General features: G+C 70.7%; 16 protein-coding genes. 14 read left to right on the top strand and 2 right to left on the bottom strand.

What is annotated here, in order from left to right:
• Positions 1–30 precede the first annotated feature (30 nt).
• The 14 genes from ASE20_RS02110 to ASE20_RS02045 all read left to right on the top strand — a co-directional run bounded on the left by ASE20_RS02110 (position 31) and on the right by ASE20_RS02045 (position 11,617).
• Positions 31–702, top strand: a complete 672-nt coding sequence (locus ASE20_RS02110; RefSeq protein ID WP_056892855.1) for an L-threonylcarbamoyladenylate synthase — start codon at positions 31–33, stop codon at positions 700–702.
• On the top strand, positions 695–1,918 hold the full coding sequence (locus ASE20_RS02105) for a glycosyltransferase family 4 protein (protein ID WP_082612068.1): 1,224 nt from the start codon (positions 695–697) through the stop codon (positions 1,916–1,918). The genes ASE20_RS02110 and ASE20_RS02105 overlap by 8 nt, the downstream gene beginning before the upstream one ends.
• 69 nt (positions 1,919–1,987) lie before the next feature.
• Entirely contained in the window at positions 1,988–2,434 is a 447-nt protein-coding gene (locus ASE20_RS02100) for a hypothetical protein (RefSeq protein ID WP_056892854.1), read from the top strand.
• A 30-nt stretch (positions 2,435–2,464) separates the two neighbouring features.
• Complete coding sequence (locus ASE20_RS02095; protein WP_056892853.1) at positions 2,465–2,710, top strand: AtpZ/AtpI family protein; 246 nt, start codon at positions 2,465–2,467, stop codon at positions 2,708–2,710.
• 16 nt (positions 2,711–2,726) lie between these two features.
• Positions 2,727–3,515 (top strand): F0F1 ATP synthase subunit A, encoded by a 789-nt coding sequence (atpB, locus tag ASE20_RS02090; RefSeq protein ID WP_225869006.1) that lies wholly within the window; start codon positions 2,727–2,729, stop codon positions 3,513–3,515.
• A 73-nt stretch (positions 3,516–3,588) separates the two neighbouring features.
• On the top strand, positions 3,589–3,807 hold the full coding sequence (atpE, locus tag ASE20_RS02085; RefSeq protein ID WP_036542107.1) for an ATP synthase F0 subunit C: 219 nt from the start codon (positions 3,589–3,591) through the stop codon (positions 3,805–3,807).
• Positions 3,808–3,852: 45 nt separating this feature from the next.
• Positions 3,853–4,416 carry a F0F1 ATP synthase subunit B gene (locus tag ASE20_RS02080; protein ID WP_056892852.1) on the top strand — a complete coding sequence of 188 codons (564 nt, stop codon included), beginning with the start codon at positions 3,853–3,855 and terminating at the stop codon, positions 4,414–4,416.
• A complete protein-coding gene (locus ASE20_RS02075; protein WP_056892851.1) occupies positions 4,416–5,222 on the top strand; it encodes a F0F1 ATP synthase subunit delta in 807 nt (268 codons plus the stop codon). Before ASE20_RS02080 ends, ASE20_RS02075 begins: the two co-directional genes overlap by 1 nt.
• Positions 5,223–5,282: 60 nt before the next feature.
• Positions 5,283–6,920, top strand: a complete 1,638-nt coding sequence (atpA, locus tag ASE20_RS02070) for a F0F1 ATP synthase subunit alpha (RefSeq protein ID WP_056892850.1) — start codon at positions 5,283–5,285, stop codon at positions 6,918–6,920.
• Positions 6,921–6,923: 3 nt separating this feature from the next.
• The gene (locus ASE20_RS02065) at positions 6,924–7,838 is read left to right on the top strand and encodes a F0F1 ATP synthase subunit gamma (RefSeq protein WP_056892849.1); all 915 of its coding nucleotides are present in this window, start codon (positions 6,924–6,926) and stop codon (positions 7,836–7,838) included.
• A 35-nt stretch (positions 7,839–7,873) separates the two neighbouring features.
• On the top strand, positions 7,874–9,328 hold the full coding sequence (atpD, locus tag ASE20_RS02060; protein ID WP_056892848.1) for a F0F1 ATP synthase subunit beta: 1,455 nt from the start codon (positions 7,874–7,876) through the stop codon (positions 9,326–9,328).
• Between the two features lie 2 nt (positions 9,329–9,330).
• Positions 9,331–9,738, top strand: coding sequence for a F0F1 ATP synthase subunit epsilon (locus ASE20_RS02055; RefSeq protein WP_056892847.1), 408 nt, complete (start codon positions 9,331–9,333; stop codon positions 9,736–9,738).
• A gap of 7 nt (positions 9,739–9,745) precedes the next feature.
• Positions 9,746–10,201 (top strand): DUF2550 domain-containing protein, encoded by a 456-nt coding sequence (locus ASE20_RS02050; RefSeq protein WP_056892846.1) that lies wholly within the window; start codon positions 9,746–9,748, stop codon positions 10,199–10,201.
• A 12-nt stretch (positions 10,202–10,213) separates the two neighbouring features.
• Positions 10,214–11,617 (top strand): MFS transporter, encoded by a 1,404-nt coding sequence (locus ASE20_RS02045; protein WP_056892845.1) that lies wholly within the window; start codon positions 10,214–10,216, stop codon positions 11,615–11,617.
• Here ASE20_RS02045 and ASE20_RS02040 read toward each other — a convergent pair.
• Both ASE20_RS02040 and ASE20_RS02035 read right to left on the bottom strand, forming a co-directional pair.
• Positions 11,595–12,578, bottom strand: a complete 984-nt coding sequence (locus ASE20_RS02040) for a hypothetical protein (protein WP_056892844.1) — start codon at positions 12,576–12,578, stop codon at positions 11,595–11,597. The genes ASE20_RS02045 and ASE20_RS02040 overlap by 23 nt on opposite strands.
• 48 nt (positions 12,579–12,626) lie before the next feature.
• Positions 12,627–15,815 (bottom strand): DEAD/DEAH box helicase, encoded by a 3,189-nt coding sequence (locus tag ASE20_RS02035; protein WP_056892843.1) that lies wholly within the window; start codon positions 15,813–15,815, stop codon positions 12,627–12,629.
• Positions 15,816–15,839: the final 24 nt, after the last annotated feature.

Raw genomic sequence — 15,839 nt, 5'->3', positions numbered from 1 at the left:
CCCCGACCCCGACGATGGGAGGATGACGTCGTGACTGCCGAGCGGTTCCCGACCGAGACCGACGAGGAGCGCGAGGCCGCGCTCGATGCTGCCAGCCAGGCCGTGCGCCGTGGCCGCCTGGTCGTGCTCCCCACCGACACGGTCTACGGCGTCGGTGCGGACGCCTTCGACCCCGACGCCGTGAGCCGGCTGCTGGCAGCGAAGGGCCGTGGCCGCGAGATGCCGCCGCCCGTGCTGGTCGGCACCAAGGGCACCCTCGAGGCACTCGCGACCAAGGTGCCGGCGTACGTCGCCCCGCTGGTCGCCGAGTTCTGGCCGGGAGCCCTCACGATCGTGTGCCACCAGCAGCCCTCGCTGCAGTGGGACCTGGGCGAGACCCGGGGCACGGTCGCCATCCGGATGCCCGACCACGACCTCGCCCGCGCCCTGCTCGACCGCACCGGCCCGCTCGCGGTGACCTCGGCGAACATCACCGGGCAGCCGGCCGCGCAGGATGCCGACGAGGCGATCGAGATGCTGGGCGCCGCGGTCGACGTCGTCGTCGACGGTGGCGCCGCCCCCGGCGGTGTCGCCTCCACGATCATCGACGCGACGGGGGAGCGGCCGCGCCTGCTCCGGGCCGGGGCGATCCCGGTCGAGGACATCGACGCCGTGCTCGCCGACCTCGAGCTGACGGTGGAGACCGAGCCCACAGATGCGTGAGTACCTCCTCGTCTTCCTGGTCGCGACCGTCGTCACCTACCTGCTGACGGTCGTCGCCCGGGAGATCGCGGTGCGTACCGGCGCGGTCGCGAAGGTCCGCGACCGCGACGTCCACGCGGAGCCGGTGCCCTACCTCGGGGGGCTGGCGATGCTCGGGGGGCTCTGGGCGGCGTACCTCGTCGCCAAGGTGCTGCCCTTCCTCGGCGACGCGAGCCCGTTCGTCTTCGACGACGCGCTGGCCGTGCTGGTCGCCGGCTCGCTGGTCTGCGCGGTGGGCGTCGTCGACGACATCATCGACCTCGACGCCCTCACCAAGTTCGGCGGCCAGGTGCTCGCCGTCGGCATCCTCGTGTACGCCGGCATCCAGTTCCGCTACTTCTACCAGTCCACCGGCGAGGTGTTCTCCCTCGACGCCGGGCAGGGCGCGCTGCTGACCGCGTTCATCGTGGTCGCCACCGTCAACGCGGTGAACTTCATCGACGGCCTCGACGGGCTCGCGGCGGGCGTCATCGGCATCAGTGCCGCCGCCTTCTTCCTCTTCTGCTACTCGCTGGCCTTCCTCAACGACGTCACCCTGGCCACCACGGGTGCGCTGCTCTCGGCCGCGCTCGCCGGCTCCTGCGCCGGCTTCCTGGTCCACAACTTCCACCCGGCGCGGGTGTTCATGGGCGACAGCGGCTCGATGCTGATCGGGCTGGTCCTCTCGGCCACCGCGATCACGGTGACCACCCAGTTCGCGCCCGGCGACCTCACCCAGGGCGCCGACGGCAGCCGCTCGAGCCTGCTCCCCGTGCTGCTGCCCGTGGCGCTGCCGATCCTGATCATGATCGTGCCGCTCGCGGACCTGGTCCTCGCCGTCGTACGACGCACGCGGGCCGGACGCTCGCCGTTCGCCCCCGACAAGCAGCACCTGCACCACCGCCTGCTCGAGATCGGCCACTCCCACCGCCGCGCGGTCATCATCATGTGGCTCTGGGCCGGCCTGATCGCGTTCAGCGTCGTGGTGGCCAGCCTGTTCACCGGCCCGGTCGTGTGGGGGGTCCTCGGTGCCAGCTTCGTGGTCACCGTGGGCCTCACCTTCGCGCTGCCGCTGGTCAACGCACCGCTCGTGGACCAGGTGCTCGAGCAGGCGCTCGAGCCTGCGGGGGAGCCGCTCCTGGAACCCGTGCCGGACGAGGCGGGAACCCCCGATTCGGACCCGTCCGGGACTTTGTGATAACTTTCACGAACTCCCGGAGGGCTCCCTCTTCCGGGCCGACGACCGCAACGAGCAGAACGGCCGCCGATGATGACGACCGACACCCGGACCCACCGCGTGGTGACCCGTGCGGCCCTCGTGGCCGCGGTCGCCGCAGCGGGCCTCGTCCTGGTGGCCGCACTCGTCTCCGGTGAGTCGGCGGCGCTCGGCGCCGCGGTCGGGGGAGTGATCGCCGTCGGCGTCTTCGCCTTCGGCTCCTTCGCCGTCGAGGCGGTGGCCCGGCTCATGCCCGCGGCCTCGCTGCTCTTCGCGATGGTCACCTACACCTTCCAGGTCGCGGCCATGGCGCTGGTCTTCGTCGCCCTCAACACCTCCGGTCTGCTGGACGACGAGATCGACAGCACCTGGGTCGGCATCGCCATCATCGTGGGTGCCTTCGTGTGGATGACCGTCCAGATCCTGCTGGCCACGACCGCGCGGATCCCGGCGTTCGAGACCGTGCCGTCCACCCGGTCCGAGGGCGGTGCGCGATGACCCGTGGCTGCTGCTATTGTCCGGGGCGCAATGAGTCAGCCCGAGGAGAAGCCCAAGGGCGATCCGTGGCATGCGTTCGGCTACATCGTCGCCGGGGTCGCCTTCTACGGCTTCGCGGGGTGGCTGCTGGACCGCTGGCTGGGCACCACGTTCCTCGTTGCGGTGGGCATCCTCGCGGGTGCTGCGCTGGGGATCTTCCAGACAGCCGCACGGTTCCGCGTGGATCCACCGGAACCGCCCAACAGCCCCAAGCCCGACAGCACCGACGAGCAGTGAACACAGAGGAGACCTGGTGATCAACGCGGCCAGCGCCACCGTCCGAGCCGAGGAGTTCCACGCTCCGGGCCCGAGCCTGTTCGACCTGCCCGGCATCGCCGGCTCCGAGGTCACCAAGCCGATGGTGCAGCTCTTCCTCGCGGCGATCGTCGTGTTCGCCTTCTTCTACGCCGCCTCGCGCAAGCGCGCCCTGGTCCCCGGCAAGCTGCAGTTCGCCGGTGAGGGTGCCTACGGCTTCGTGCGCAACAGCGTCGCCCGCGACATCATCGGCGGCCACGACTTCCAGAAGTTCGTGCCGTACCTCGTCACGGTCTTCTTCTTCATCCTGGTCAACAACCTGTTCGCCAGCGTGCCGTTCATCCAGTTCCCGACCTTCAGCCGCGCTGGCATGGCCTACGCGCTGGCCGGTCTGTCCTGGCTGGTCTACAACGGCGTCGGCGTGGCCAAGCACGGCCTGCTCGGCTACCTCAAGCTGCAGAGCGTCCCGTCCGGCGTCAGCCCGGTCATGTACCCGCTGCTGGTCCCGCTGGAGTTCTTCTCCAACATCCTGGTCCGCCCGGTCACGCTGGCCCTGCGTCTGTTCTGCAACATGTTCGCCGGCCACATCCTGCTCGCGCTCTTCGCGACCGGTGGCCTCTACCTGATCGAGCACGTCGGCGGCATCGGCTACGTGGCCGGCCCGCTGGCCTGGGTGCTCGCGATCCTGGTGAGCTTCCTGGAGATCCTGGTCCAGTTCCTCCAGGCCTACGTGTTCGTCCTGCTGAACGCCATGTACATCCAGGGCGCGCTCGCCGACGAGCACTGATCCACCAGCTTTTCTCCCGCACCACCAACCCACAGTTCTCAGCACGAGAAAACAACCCGAAAGGAAAGTAGCCATGGGTGGCTCTCTCAACATGATCGGTTACGGCCTGGCCGCCATCGGCCCGGGTATCGGCATCGGTCTGATCTTCGCCGCGTACATCAACGGCGTTGCCCGCCAGCCCGAGGCGCAGAGCCGCCTCCAGTCGATCGCGATCCTCGGATTCGCGCTCGCCGAGGCGCTGGCGATCATCGGCATCGCCCTGGCGTTCGTCCTCAAGGCCTCGAACACCTGAGCCGAACCGGCCTCCTCCCGTCACCACGAGATCTAGGTCAGGTCCATGAAGTCACAGCTCATCCTCGCCGCCGCTGAGGCGGAGGAGCACAACCCGCTCGTCCCCGAGTGGATCGAGGTCGTTCTCGCCCTCGTCGTGTTCGCGATCCTCTTCTTCGCGATCAAGAAGTTCGTCGTCCCGAATTTCGAGACGACGTTCGCCGAGCGCTCGGCGGCGATCGAGGGCGGCATCGCCGCGGCTGCGACCAAGCAGGCCGAGGCCGACGCCAAGCTGGCCGAGCTCGAGCAGCAGCTCTCCGAGGCCCGTCACGAGGCAGCTCGCATCCGCGAGGAGGCTCGTGAGCAGGGTGCCGCGATCGTTGCGGAGATGCGGGAGCAGGCCCAGGCCGAGGCGACCCGGATCATCGAGCACGGCAAGACGCAGATCGAGGCCGAGCGCCAGCAGGCGGTCACCTCGCTCCGTGCCGAGGTCGGCTCCCTCGCGACCGGCCTCGCCGGCCGCATCGTGGGTGAGTCGCTCGAGGACGACGCGCGCCAGTCGCGTGTGGTCGAGCGGTTCCTCGCCGAGCTGGAGACGGCCAACGCTGCCGACGCGGGCAAGGACGCCTGATGGTGTCCTTCCGCGGCGCCTCCGCCGACGCCATGGCTGCCCTCACCGACCAGGTCGGTGGGGTGGCCGAGGCGTCCGCGGCAACCGTGGCGGGAGACCTGTTCTCCGCCGCGGGTGCCTTCCGGACCGAGGCAGCCCTGCGCCGTGTCGTCACCGACCAGTCGGTGCCGGCCGAGGCCCGCACGGGCCTGGTGGGCGACCTCTTCACGGGCAAGGTCGACGCGGCGACGCTCGGCCTGCTCCGTGACGCTGCCGGCCGCCGCTGGACGCGCACCCGCGACCTCGCGGACGCGCTCGAGCAGCTCGGTGTGGTGGCGACCGTCCGTTCGGTCGGTCTCCAGGGCGCGACCCTGGTGGACGAGCTGTTCGGCGTGCGCCAGCTCATCACCGCTGACAGCGACCTGCGCAACGCGCTGTCCGACCCGGTCCGCTCCGCCGCCGACAAGGGCGGTCTCCTCGAGACCCTCTTCGGCGGCAAGGTCCTGGCCGCGACGCTCCAGCTGCTCCGACAGGCGCTGTCCGGCTCCTACCGGACCGTGGTGGCCGCGCTCGAGGACTACGAGCGCACCGCCGCGCAGGTGCAGGGGGAGAGCGTGGCCACCGTCCACGTCGCCCGCGCCCTGGCCGACGCCGACCAGCAGCGGCTCGCCTCTGCGCTCGCCGCGCAGTACGGCCGCCCGGTCCACCTCAACATCGTCATCGACCCGCAGGTCCTCGGCGGCCTCCGCGTGGAGATCGGCGATGACGTCATCGATGGCACCGTCGTCAGCCGCCTCGACGACGCCCGCCGGAAGATCGCCGGCTGACGCCGCGCGGCACCCACACCCACGACTTCACAGCTGTAGAGAAGAGAGAAGGCACCTGAGATGACGGAACTCTCCATCCGTCCGGACGAGATCCGCGACGCCCTCGCGAAGTACGTCGCGGACTTCGAGCCCGGGGCCGCGAGCAAGGAAGAGGTCGGCACCGTCGCCTCCGCCGGTGACGGCATCGCCCGCGTGTCGGGTCTCCCGTCGGCCATGGCCAACGAGCTCCTCGAGTTCGAGGACGGCACGCTCGGCCTCGCGCTGAACCTCGAGGACCGCGAGATCGGTGTCGTCGTCCTCGGTGACTTCGACAAGATCGAGGAGGGCCAGACGGTCCGCCGTACCGGCGAGATCCTCTCGGTGCCCGTGGGCGAGGGCTACCTCGGCCGCGTGGTCGACCCGCTCGGCAAGCCGATCGACGGCCTGGGCGAGATCGCCACCGACGGTCGCCGCGCCCTCGAGCTGCAGGCTCCCGGCGTCATGTCGCGCAAGTCGGTCCACGAGCCGCTCGCCACCGGCATCAAGGCGATCGACTCGATGACCCCGATCGGCCGTGGCCAGCGCCAGCTGATCATCGGTGACCGCGCCACCGGCAAGACCACGGTCGCGATCGACACGATCATCAACCAGAAGCAGAACTGGGAGTCGGGCGACCCGACCAAGCAGGTCCGCTGCATCTACGTCGCCATCGGCCAGAAGGGCTCGACCATCGCCTCCGTGCGTGGTGCCCTCGAGGAGGCCGGCGCCCTGGAGTACACCACCATCGTGGCGGCTCCGGCGTCCGACAGTGCGGGCTTCAAGTACCTCGCCCCCTACACCGGTTCGGCGATCGGCCAGCACTGGATGTACGCCGGCCAGCACGTCCTCATCGTGTTCGACGACCTGACCAAGCAGGCCGAGGCCTACCGTGCCGTGTCGCTGCTGCTGCGTCGCCCGCCGGGCCGTGAGGCGTACCCGGGTGACGTCTTCTACCTGCACTCCCGCCTGCTGGAGCGTTGCGCGAAGCTGTCCGACGAGCTCGGCGCCGGCTCGATGACGGGTCTGCCGATCATCGAGACCAAGGCCAACGACGTCTCGGCGTTCATCCCGACCAACGTCATCTCGATCACCGACGGCCAGATCTTCCTGCAGTCGGACCTGTTCGCGGCCAACCAGCGCCCGGCCATCGACGTCGGCATCTCGGTGTCCCGTGTCGGTGGTTCCGCGATGACGAAGGCGATGAAGGCCGTCACCGGCTCGCTCAAGGTCGACCTGGCGCAGTACCGCGCCATGGAGGCCTTCGCGATGTTCGCCTCCGACCTCGACGCCGCGTCGAAGCAGCAGCTGGCCCGCGGCCAGCGGCTGATGGCGCTGCTCAAGCAGCCGGCCTACTCGCCGTACCCGCTCGAGGAGATGACCGTCTCCCTGTGGCTGGGCACCAGCGGCAAGCTGGACGCCGTCCCGACCGGCGACGTGCTGCGCTTCGAGCACGAGTTCCTCGACTACCTGCGTCGTTCGCACGAGGGTCTCCTCGCCGCGATCCGCGAGACGCAGAAGTTCGAGGACGAGGACGGCCTGGTCGCCGCCTACGACTCCTTCCTGAACCAGTTCGAGACCTCCGAGGGCAACAGCATCAAGGTCGGGCACGAGCCCGAGGCCGGTGCGCTTGCTGACGACGAGCTCGAGCAGGAGCAGATCGTCAAGCAGAAGCGGGGCTGACGCATGGCCGTCTCGCTGCGTGAGTACCGCGCGCGGATCAAGTCGACGGAGTCGATGAAGAAGATCACGCGCGCCATGGAGCTCATCGCTGCGTCCCGGATCATCAAGGCGCAGCAGCGGGCCGCGGCGGCAGCGCCGTACGCCCGGGAGCTGACCCGTGCCGTGTCGGCGGTGGCGACGTACTCGAACGTCGACCACCCGCTGACGCGGGAGGAGGAGAACCCCAAGCGCGCCGCGGTCCTGGTCATCACCAGCGACCGTGGTCTCGCGGGTGCCTACTCCTCGAGCGTCATCAAGGAGACCGAGCGTCTCTCCGAGCGGCTGCGTGCCGAGGGCAAGGAGCTCGACTTCTTCCTCGCGGGCCGCAAGGCGGAGGCGTACTTCAAGTTCCGCAACCGCCCCTACGTGCAGTCCTGGACCGGCTTCTCGGACCAGCCGACCTACGACAAGGCGGCGGAGATCGGCGCGGCGCTGATCGAGGCCTTCCTCAAGGAGCAGGGCGAGGACGGCGACGTGGACGAGGTCCACGTGGTCTACACCCGCTTCCGGTCGATGCTGACCCAGGAGCCGACTGCGGTCCGGCTGCTGCCGCTCGAGGTCGTCGAGGGCGAGGAGGCCCCGGCGACGGAGGACCTGCTGCCGCTCTACGAGTTCGAGCCCTCGGCCGAGCAGGTGCTCGACGGCCTGCTCCCGCAGTACGTCCAGAGCCGGATCTTCTACAGCCTCCTGCAGGCGGCGGCCTCCGAGCTCGCTGCCCGCCAGAAGGCGATGAAGTCCGCGACGGACAACGCGGAGGAGCTGATCAAGAAGCTCACCCGGATCGCCAACCAGGCGCGCCAGGCGGGCATCACGCAGGAGATCAGCGAGATCGTCGGTGGCGTGAACGCGCTCGCCGACGCCCAGGCTGCCAACGACTGATCCACCATCGAGTTCAACACCAAACGGAGTAAGACATGACTGCAACGGTTGAAGAGACCACCGCCAGCGGTGCGGCCTCGGTGGGTCGGATCGCGCGGGTCATCGGCCCGGTCGTCGACATCGAGTTCCCGACCGACGCGATGCCCGAGATCTACAACAAGCTCGAGGCCGAGATCACGCTCGAGGGCCAGACCTCGGTCCTGCCGCTCGAGGTGGCCCAGCACATCGGCGACGGCATGGTCCGCGCCATCTCGCTGAAGCCGACCGACGGCCTGGTCCGTGGCCAGAGCGTCACCGACACGGGCGGCCCGATCACGGTCCCCGTCGGTGACGTCACCCTGGGCAAGGTCTTCAACGCCACGGGCGACTTCCTGAACCTCGAGGCCGGCGAGACCGTCGAGGTCAACGAGCGGTGGGGCATCCACCGCAAGGCGCCGGCGTTCGACCAGCTCGAGTCGAAGACCCAGATGTTCGAGACCGGCATCAAGGTCATCGACCTGCTCGCGCCCTACGTGACCGGTGGAAAGATCGGCCTCTTCGGTGGTGCCGGCGTCGGCAAGACCGTGCTCATCCAGGAGATGATCGCGCGTGTCGCCAAGAACCACGGTGGTGTGTCGGTGTTCGCCGGTGTCGGCGAGCGCACCCGTGAGGGCAACGACCTCATCGTCGAGATGCAGGAGGCCGGCGTCTTCGACAAGGTCGCCCTGGTCTTCGGCCAGATGGACGAGCCGCCGGGCACGCGTCTTCGCGTCGCCCTGTCCGCGCTGACGATGGCGGAGTACTTCCGCGACGTCCAGGGCCAGGACGTGCTGCTGTTCATCGACAACATCTTCCGGTTCACCCAGGCGGGCTCCGAGGTCTCCACGCTGCTCGGTCGCATGCCGTCCGCGGTGGGCTACCAGCCCAACCTGGCTGACGAGATGGGCACGCTGCAGGAGCGGATCACCTCGACGCGCGGTCGCTCGATCACCTCGATGCAGGCGATCTACGTCCCCGCGGACGACTACACCGACCCGGCCCCGGCCGCGACGTTCGCGCACCTCGACGCAACGACCGAGCTCTCCCGTGAGATCGCGTCGCTGGGCATCTACCCGGCCGTCGACCCGCTGACCTCGACCTCGCGGATCCTCGACCCGCAGTACATCGGTCAGGCGCACTACGACTGCGCGGTCCGGATCAAGCAGATCCTGCAGCGCAACAAGGAGCTCCAGGACATCATCGCGATCCTGGGCGTCGACGAGCTGTCCGAAGAGGACAAGGTCATCGTGTCCCGCGCGCGTCGTATCCAGCGGTTCCTGTCGCAGAACACCTACGTCGCCAAGCAGTTCACCGGCATCGAGGGTTCGACGGTTCCCGTGGCGGACACCATCGAGGCGTTCAACAAGATCGCCGACGGTGAGTACGACCACGTCGCCGAGCAGGCCTTCTTCATGTGCGGTGGTCTCGACGACGTCGAGCGCAACTGGGCCGAGATCCAGAAGAGCCTCTGATCATGGCGGAGACCGCAGTCGAGCACCTGCACGTCGAGCTCGTCGCTGCCGACCGGACCGTGTGGTCCGGTGAGGCGGCGATGATCATCGCGCGCACGCTCGAGGGTGACATCGGCGTGCTGCGCGGTCACGCGCCCACGCTGTCGCTGCTGCAGGCCTCGGTCGTCGAGATCCAGGTCGCGGGCACCAACCAGCTCGTCGTCGTCGCTGTCGACGGTGGCGTGCTGTCGGTCGCCAACGACCGGGTCTCGATCCTCGCCGAGCACATCGAGAAGGCCGAGGACATCGAGGTGTCCCAGGCTCGCATCGACCTCGAGGAGGCCAAGCGCCTGCTCGACTCGAGCAACGAGGCGGAGCAGCGGCTGCGCCACGCCGAGGCACGGATCCGCGCGGCGGAGAAGGTCAGCTAGCACGAATATGACGTGGTGGGAGTGGCTGCTCGACGCTTGTGGCGCGCTCCTGCTGCTGTGTGTGCTGTACGGCGCCGGACTCATCGTCCGGCGCCGTCTGCTGTCCCGGCACGGCGGCACCTTCGAGCTGAGCCACCGCTATCGCACGGACCGCCCCGAGCGGGGCTGGGTCCTGGGCCTGGGCCGCTACTCGGGGGAGACCCTCGAGTGGTTCCGGGTGTTCTCGATCTCGCCGTGGCCCAAGCACTCGTGGAGCCGCGAGGAGCTCGAGTACGACGGGCGACGTGAGCCGCTCGGTGCCGAGCAGGCCTCGCTGTACCCCGACCACCTGGTGATCCGTTGCCAGTCGCCCGACGGCGTGGTCGAGCTCGCGATGAGCGTGGCCTCGCTGACCGGCTTCCAGTCCTGGCTCGAGGCGATGCCGCCCGGCACGGACTGGAACCGCATCAAGGGCGGCTCGTAGGTGCGACCTGCGGTGGGTCCGTGCGCGGACGTCCCGCTGGCGTCGCCCGCCGGCCGTGCAGTGCTCGCCGCCGCGACGTTGGGCTCGGCCCTCGCGCTCCTCGACAGCACGGTCGTCAACGTCGCGCTGCGCCAGGTCGGCGAGGACCTCGACGCCGGCCTGGGGATCCTCCAGTGGGTCTCCAACGGCTACCTCCTCAGCCTCGCCTCGCTGACCCTGCTCGGCGGCTCCCTCGGCGACCGGTTCGGCCGGCGGCGGGTCTTCGTCATCGGCGTGGTGGGCTTCGCATTGACCTCGGCGGCCTGCGGGTTGGCGCCGACGGCGCCGGTGCTGGTCGCGGCCCGTGTCGCGCAGGGCATCGCCGCGGCCCTCCTGGTGCCGGGCAGCCTGGCCATGATCCAGGGCACGCTCGCTCCGGCCGACCGAGCCCGCGCGATCGGCACCTGGACCGGGCTGGGCGGTGTCGCCACTGCCATCGGTCCTCTCCTGGGTGGCTGGCTGGTCCAGTCGGCGAGCTGGCGCTGGGTCTTCCTGGTCAACCTGCCGGTGGCTGCCCTGGCCCTGGTGGCGGCTCGCCTCGTCCCGGAGTCGCGGGACCCGGAGGCCGTGCCCGGGTTCGACACGCGGGGCGCCGCGCTCGGCGCGCTCTCGCTGGGTGGCGTCACCTACGCACTGATCGAGTGGACGGCGGTGCCCGCCTCGGCGGCCGTGGCACTGGCCGTCGGCGTCGCTGCCGGCATCGCGTTCGTCGTGGTCGAGCGCCGCAGCGCGCACCCGATGCTGCCTCTGTCCCTCTTCGGCATCCGCCAGTTCTCCGCAGCCAATGCGATGACCCTCCTGACCTACGCCGCACTGGGCGGTGTGCTCTTCTTCCTCGTGCTGCAGCTGCAGACCGTCGCCGGATTCGGTCCGCTCGCAGCCGGTCTCTCGACGCTGCCCATCACCGTCGTCATGCTGCTGCTCGCCGGACGTGGTGGTGCCCTCGCCGGCCGCATCGGGCCACGCCTGCCCATGACTGTCGGACCGCTGCTGTGCGGGCTCGGGACGCTCGGTCTGTCCCGGGTCGATGCCGATCCCACGTACTGGCTCGACGTCGCCGTACCGCTCACGGTGTTCGGGCTCGGCCTCGCCTCCCTCGTGGCACCCCTGACCGCGACCGTTCTCGCCGCGGCGCCCGACCACCATGCCGGCGTCGCGTCGGGCGTCAACAATGCGGTCGCCCGCGCGGGCTCGCTCCTCGCGGTGGCGGCGCTGCCGCTGCTCGTCGGACTGTCGGGCGAGGACTACCAGGTGGCCTCGGTGTTCTCCGACGGCTACCGCGCCGCGATGCTCTGGTGCGCCGGCCTGCTCGCGGTGAGCGGCGTGCTGTCCTGGCTGACGATCCGGAACCCGGTCAGCGACGTACCCGCACCGTGATGACCGGGGTCCGCACGCTCGTCAGCCTGGCGCTGCCGAGGTAGGTCGCCGTCACGTTCCGCGTGCCGAGGCGGCTGAGCCGGATCCGGACCGAGCGGGTGCCGGCGTCGCTCGCCCGGAGGGTGAAGCGGATGACGACGCGGGTGCCGTCCTTGATGACGACGGTGCCGGTCCTCGGCGCGATCCGGGTGCCGGAGAGCCGGACCCGGGCGCTGAACCACTGCGTACGGCGGACGGTGCGGTCGCTGAGCGACAGGGAGAGGCGGGGTCGCAGCCTGGTGATCCGCAGGGTGGCGTCGTCGGTGACGGTGGGGGATCCGGGCGCCTGCGGCGTCCACGTGACGTGCAGCGCGTGGGTTCCGACGGAGAGTCCGGCCGGCAGGTGGAAGAGCCACGCGCCGTAGTGGCTGGTCGGCTCGGGGGCGGTGAGGTCGGCCGGTACCGGGGCGCCGTCGAGGGTCAGCACCACGTTGCCGAGCACCGCGTCGTTGGAGACCCACACGTCGCGGCTGAGGCCGTAGGTCGCCGTGGCCGGCGCGATGATCTCGGCGTGCGGCGAGGACACGCTGATCCACTCGTAGGTCGTGCGCGTCGACGCGCTCGCGGAGTCCCACGACCAGTCGAGGGTCGCGGTGCAGGAGAAGTAGAAGCCGACCTGGGCACCGGCGTCGAACTGGTTGTCCAGGTCGAAGCTGTAGCCGAAGGCACCGTTCGATCCCGCAGCGGTGGCGATGGCGTTGCGCGCGACGTGGCTCGCGGGCTTTGCCGTGTCCCAGACGTCGACGGACACGGGAGCCCCGGTGGGGCACCCGACGCCGAGGATGGCGACCGACTGGTCCCGGGTGTACGGGCCGTCCGTGACGTAGATCTGCGGGGTCACGGCCGAGGCCGGAGCGGCGACGGCGACCACGCCGCCGAGCGGGACGACGAGGGCGAGCGCCCACCGGGCGACGGTCTTCATGGGTCCGAGGATCCTCGCGCGCGGCGCGCGGCGAAAGACCCGAACGGATCAGTCCTCGAAGAGCCCGCGGATGTCGTCGGCCCCGATGGTGGTGCTCATCGCCCCGTCGCCGTCGATCACCTGGGCGAACAGCTCGGCCTTGCGGGCCTTGAGCTCCATCACCTTCTCCTCGATCGTGTCGGTGGCGACCAGCCGGTAGACGTGGACGTGCCTGGTCTGGCCGATCCGGTGCGCGCGGTCGACGGCCTGCGCCTCGGCCGCGGGGTTCCACCACGGGTCGAGGACGAACACGTAGTCGGCCTCGGTGAGGGTCAGGCCGACGCCGCCGGCCTTGAGCGAGATGAGGAAGACCGGCGCCGTACCGCTGCGGAAGTCGTCGATGACGGCGGCGCGGTCGCGCGTCGACCCGTCCAGGTACGTCGTGGGGATCCCCACGTCCTGCAGGCGGCTCCGCACTCGCCCGAGGAAGGAGGTGAACTGGCTGAAGACCAGCGCCTTGTGCCCCTCGGCGGTGATCTCGGCGAGGTGGTCGACCAGCACGTCCAGCTTGGCGGACCCGACGTCGTCGTGCTCGTCGTCGACCAGCGCCGGGTCGAGCGCCAGCTGGCGCAGCGTGGTGAGCGCGCTGAAGATCGCGACCCGGTTGCGGTCGAAGTCGTCGACGAGACCGAGGATCCGCTGCCGCTCGCGGGCGAGGTGGGTGTCGTAGATCCTGCGGTGCTTCGGCTCGAGCTCCACCGACAGCACCTGCTCCTGCTTCGGCGGCAGGTCGTCGGCGACCAGCTCCTTGGTGCGGCGCAGCAGGAAGGGCTTCACCCGGGCGCGGAAGCGGTCGAGCACGGCCTGGTCGCCGTCGCGCTCGATCGGGCGGACGACGCGCTCGGCGAAACGGCGCGGCCACGGGTAGAGGCCGGGCACGGTCACCGACAGCAGCGACCACAGCTCCATCAGCCGGTTCTCGAAGGGCGTGCCGGTGACGGCCAGCCGGAACGGCGCGTCGATCATCCGCACGGCGGTGTAGGTCTTGCTCTGGTGGTTCTTGACCTGCTGCGCCTCGTCGAGCACCAGGCCCGCCCAACCGATCGCGGCGTAGTCGTCCTGCGCCAGCCGGAGCAGGGTGTACGTCGTCACGACCACGTCGCTCTCGCGGGCGATCTCGGCGACGTCGTCGGTGCCCCGGCGCACCACGCCGAAGCGCAGGTCGGGGGCGTGCCGGGCGGCCTCGTCGGCCCAGGCCGTCACCACGCTCGTCGGTGCGACCACGAGGAAGGGCCCGTCGAGGGGACGCTCGGCGCGGGCGTGCGCGATCAGCGCCAGCACCTGGAGCGTCTTGCCGAGGCCCATGTCGTCGGCGAGGATCCCGCCGAGGCCGTGCTGCCAGAGGAAGGCGAGCCACCAGAAGCCCTCGCGCTGGTAGCTGCGCAGCTCGGTGACCAGCCCGCGGGGCTCGGGCCGCGGGAGCTCGGTCAGGTCGCGGAGGGCCTCGGCGCGGCGTACCCACTCCGCGACCTGGGTGTCGACCAGGCCGGTCTCGGCGAGCTGGGCCCACAGGCCGAGGTCCTGGCGGCCGACGCCGATCCGGTCGCCCTCACGGTCGTGCAGCTCGGCGGCCGCGGCGACCACCTCGCGCAGCCGGGCGAACTCGGGCCGGTCCGTCGTGACGTACATGCCGCTGGGCAGGACGAGGAACTCCTCGCCGAGCGTCAGCGCCGCCAGCACGTCGGGCAGCGGCAGCGACTCGTCGGCGACCCGGACGCTGACCGCCAGGTCGAACCAGTCGGTGGTCGTGTGGTCGCCCTCGGGCTCGACGAGCTCGAACCGGATCTCGGGGGCGACGTCGACCTCGCGGAAGTCGGGCCGCTCCTCCTCGACGACCCGCACGCCCTCGAGGGTGCGCAGGTGGGGGAGGTCGTGGATCGCGAGGGTGAGTGCCTCGCCGTCGGTGGCGGTCGTGGTGCGGAGGAGGTGCTCCGCGACCAGGGCACGCAGCGCCCGCTCGGCCGTGCGGTCGCGGACCCCGCCGAGCGGGTCGCTGCTGGTGATCGGGCAGCTGCGGGAGCCGTCGTCGCCGTACTCCCACGTCCAGGCGAGGCCGGCCTTGGTCGCGCTGTGCCAGGTCACCGTCAGCACGAGTGTCGGCGTGAGCGGCTCGGGCAGCTCGATCGTGGCGGTCTCGGCGCGGACCGGCAGGTGGCGCATCAGCACGGGGAGCTCGGCCCGGAACTCCTCGGCCTCGGCCGGGGGCACGGTGAACCCGGGTCCGTCGACGAGGTGGCGCACGGCCAGCGGCATGGGGGCGGTGAGGTCGGCGACCACGAGGTGCCCGAGCGGGTCGACCAGGCCGACCGAGGTCGCCGGGTTGCCGATGGGGACGACGTCGTCGCCGCGCCAGGACTGCTCCCCGAGCGTGACCAGGCCCTGCACCTCGGTGCCCCCGGACGCCGCATCGCCCAGCCGTACGACGACCTCGGCCGCCTCCTCGGCGATCTCCACCGACGCGATCTGGCCGCCCCCGAGCAGGGTGACGCCCGCGTCGCGGACCGTCCGCAGCGCACGGACCACCTGGCTGCCGAACTCGTCGAGCGCCGGCATCGAGCCGGCCTGCGAGTAGCCGCGCTGGCCGGACCACAGCGTGTGCAGGGCGACCACGGCCTCGGCCTGGGCGCGGGGGAAGGCGCCGGTGGTGAGGGCGGCGGCGACGTCGGACCACTCGGCGCCGGTCTTGACCCACGGCTTGTTGCGGCCCTGGCGCATCGGCCGCACGTGGAGGGTGGTGCCGGGGGAGCGGTAGCTGTGCCGGGGCGCGGCGAGGCTGATCTCGAGGGCCAAAGGCGTCTCCTCGCCCGGCACGCTGCGTTGCTTGTCGAGCTCGGTCACGACCCGCTCGAGGGTGCGCCGCCACGTCGACGCCGGCCCGCTCGGCTGGGCGAAGCTCTGCCGGAGGGTCAGCGCCAGCGCGGCGCCGTGCTTGCAGCTGGAGCGCACCGGACAGGTGCACACGGTGAACAGCCAGCCGGCGTAGTCGTCCTTGGGGGCCTCGGCGTGCAGCTGGACCTGGTAGGGCTCCTCGCGCGACCCGACGACCTCGGCGGTCGCCGTGACGGCTGCGGCCGACAGCATCCCGATCTCGGGGCGTCGTACGGCGCCGCGGGCGACGACGTCGTGCGCCCGCTCGAGGGTGCCCGCATCGAAGGCGCGCCCGAGGAAGGCGTCGGTGAGCTGGGCGAGGACGTTCACGATCCGACCATCGTGACACGGGGG

The organism is Nocardioides sp. Root240 (genome assembly GCF_001428825.1).
Taxonomy (GTDB): domain Bacteria; phylum Actinomycetota; class Actinomycetes; order Propionibacteriales; family Nocardioidaceae; genus Nocardioides.
Note: the sequence above shows the minus strand (reverse complement) of the source record. Positions and strands in the feature narration are given on the sequence as shown.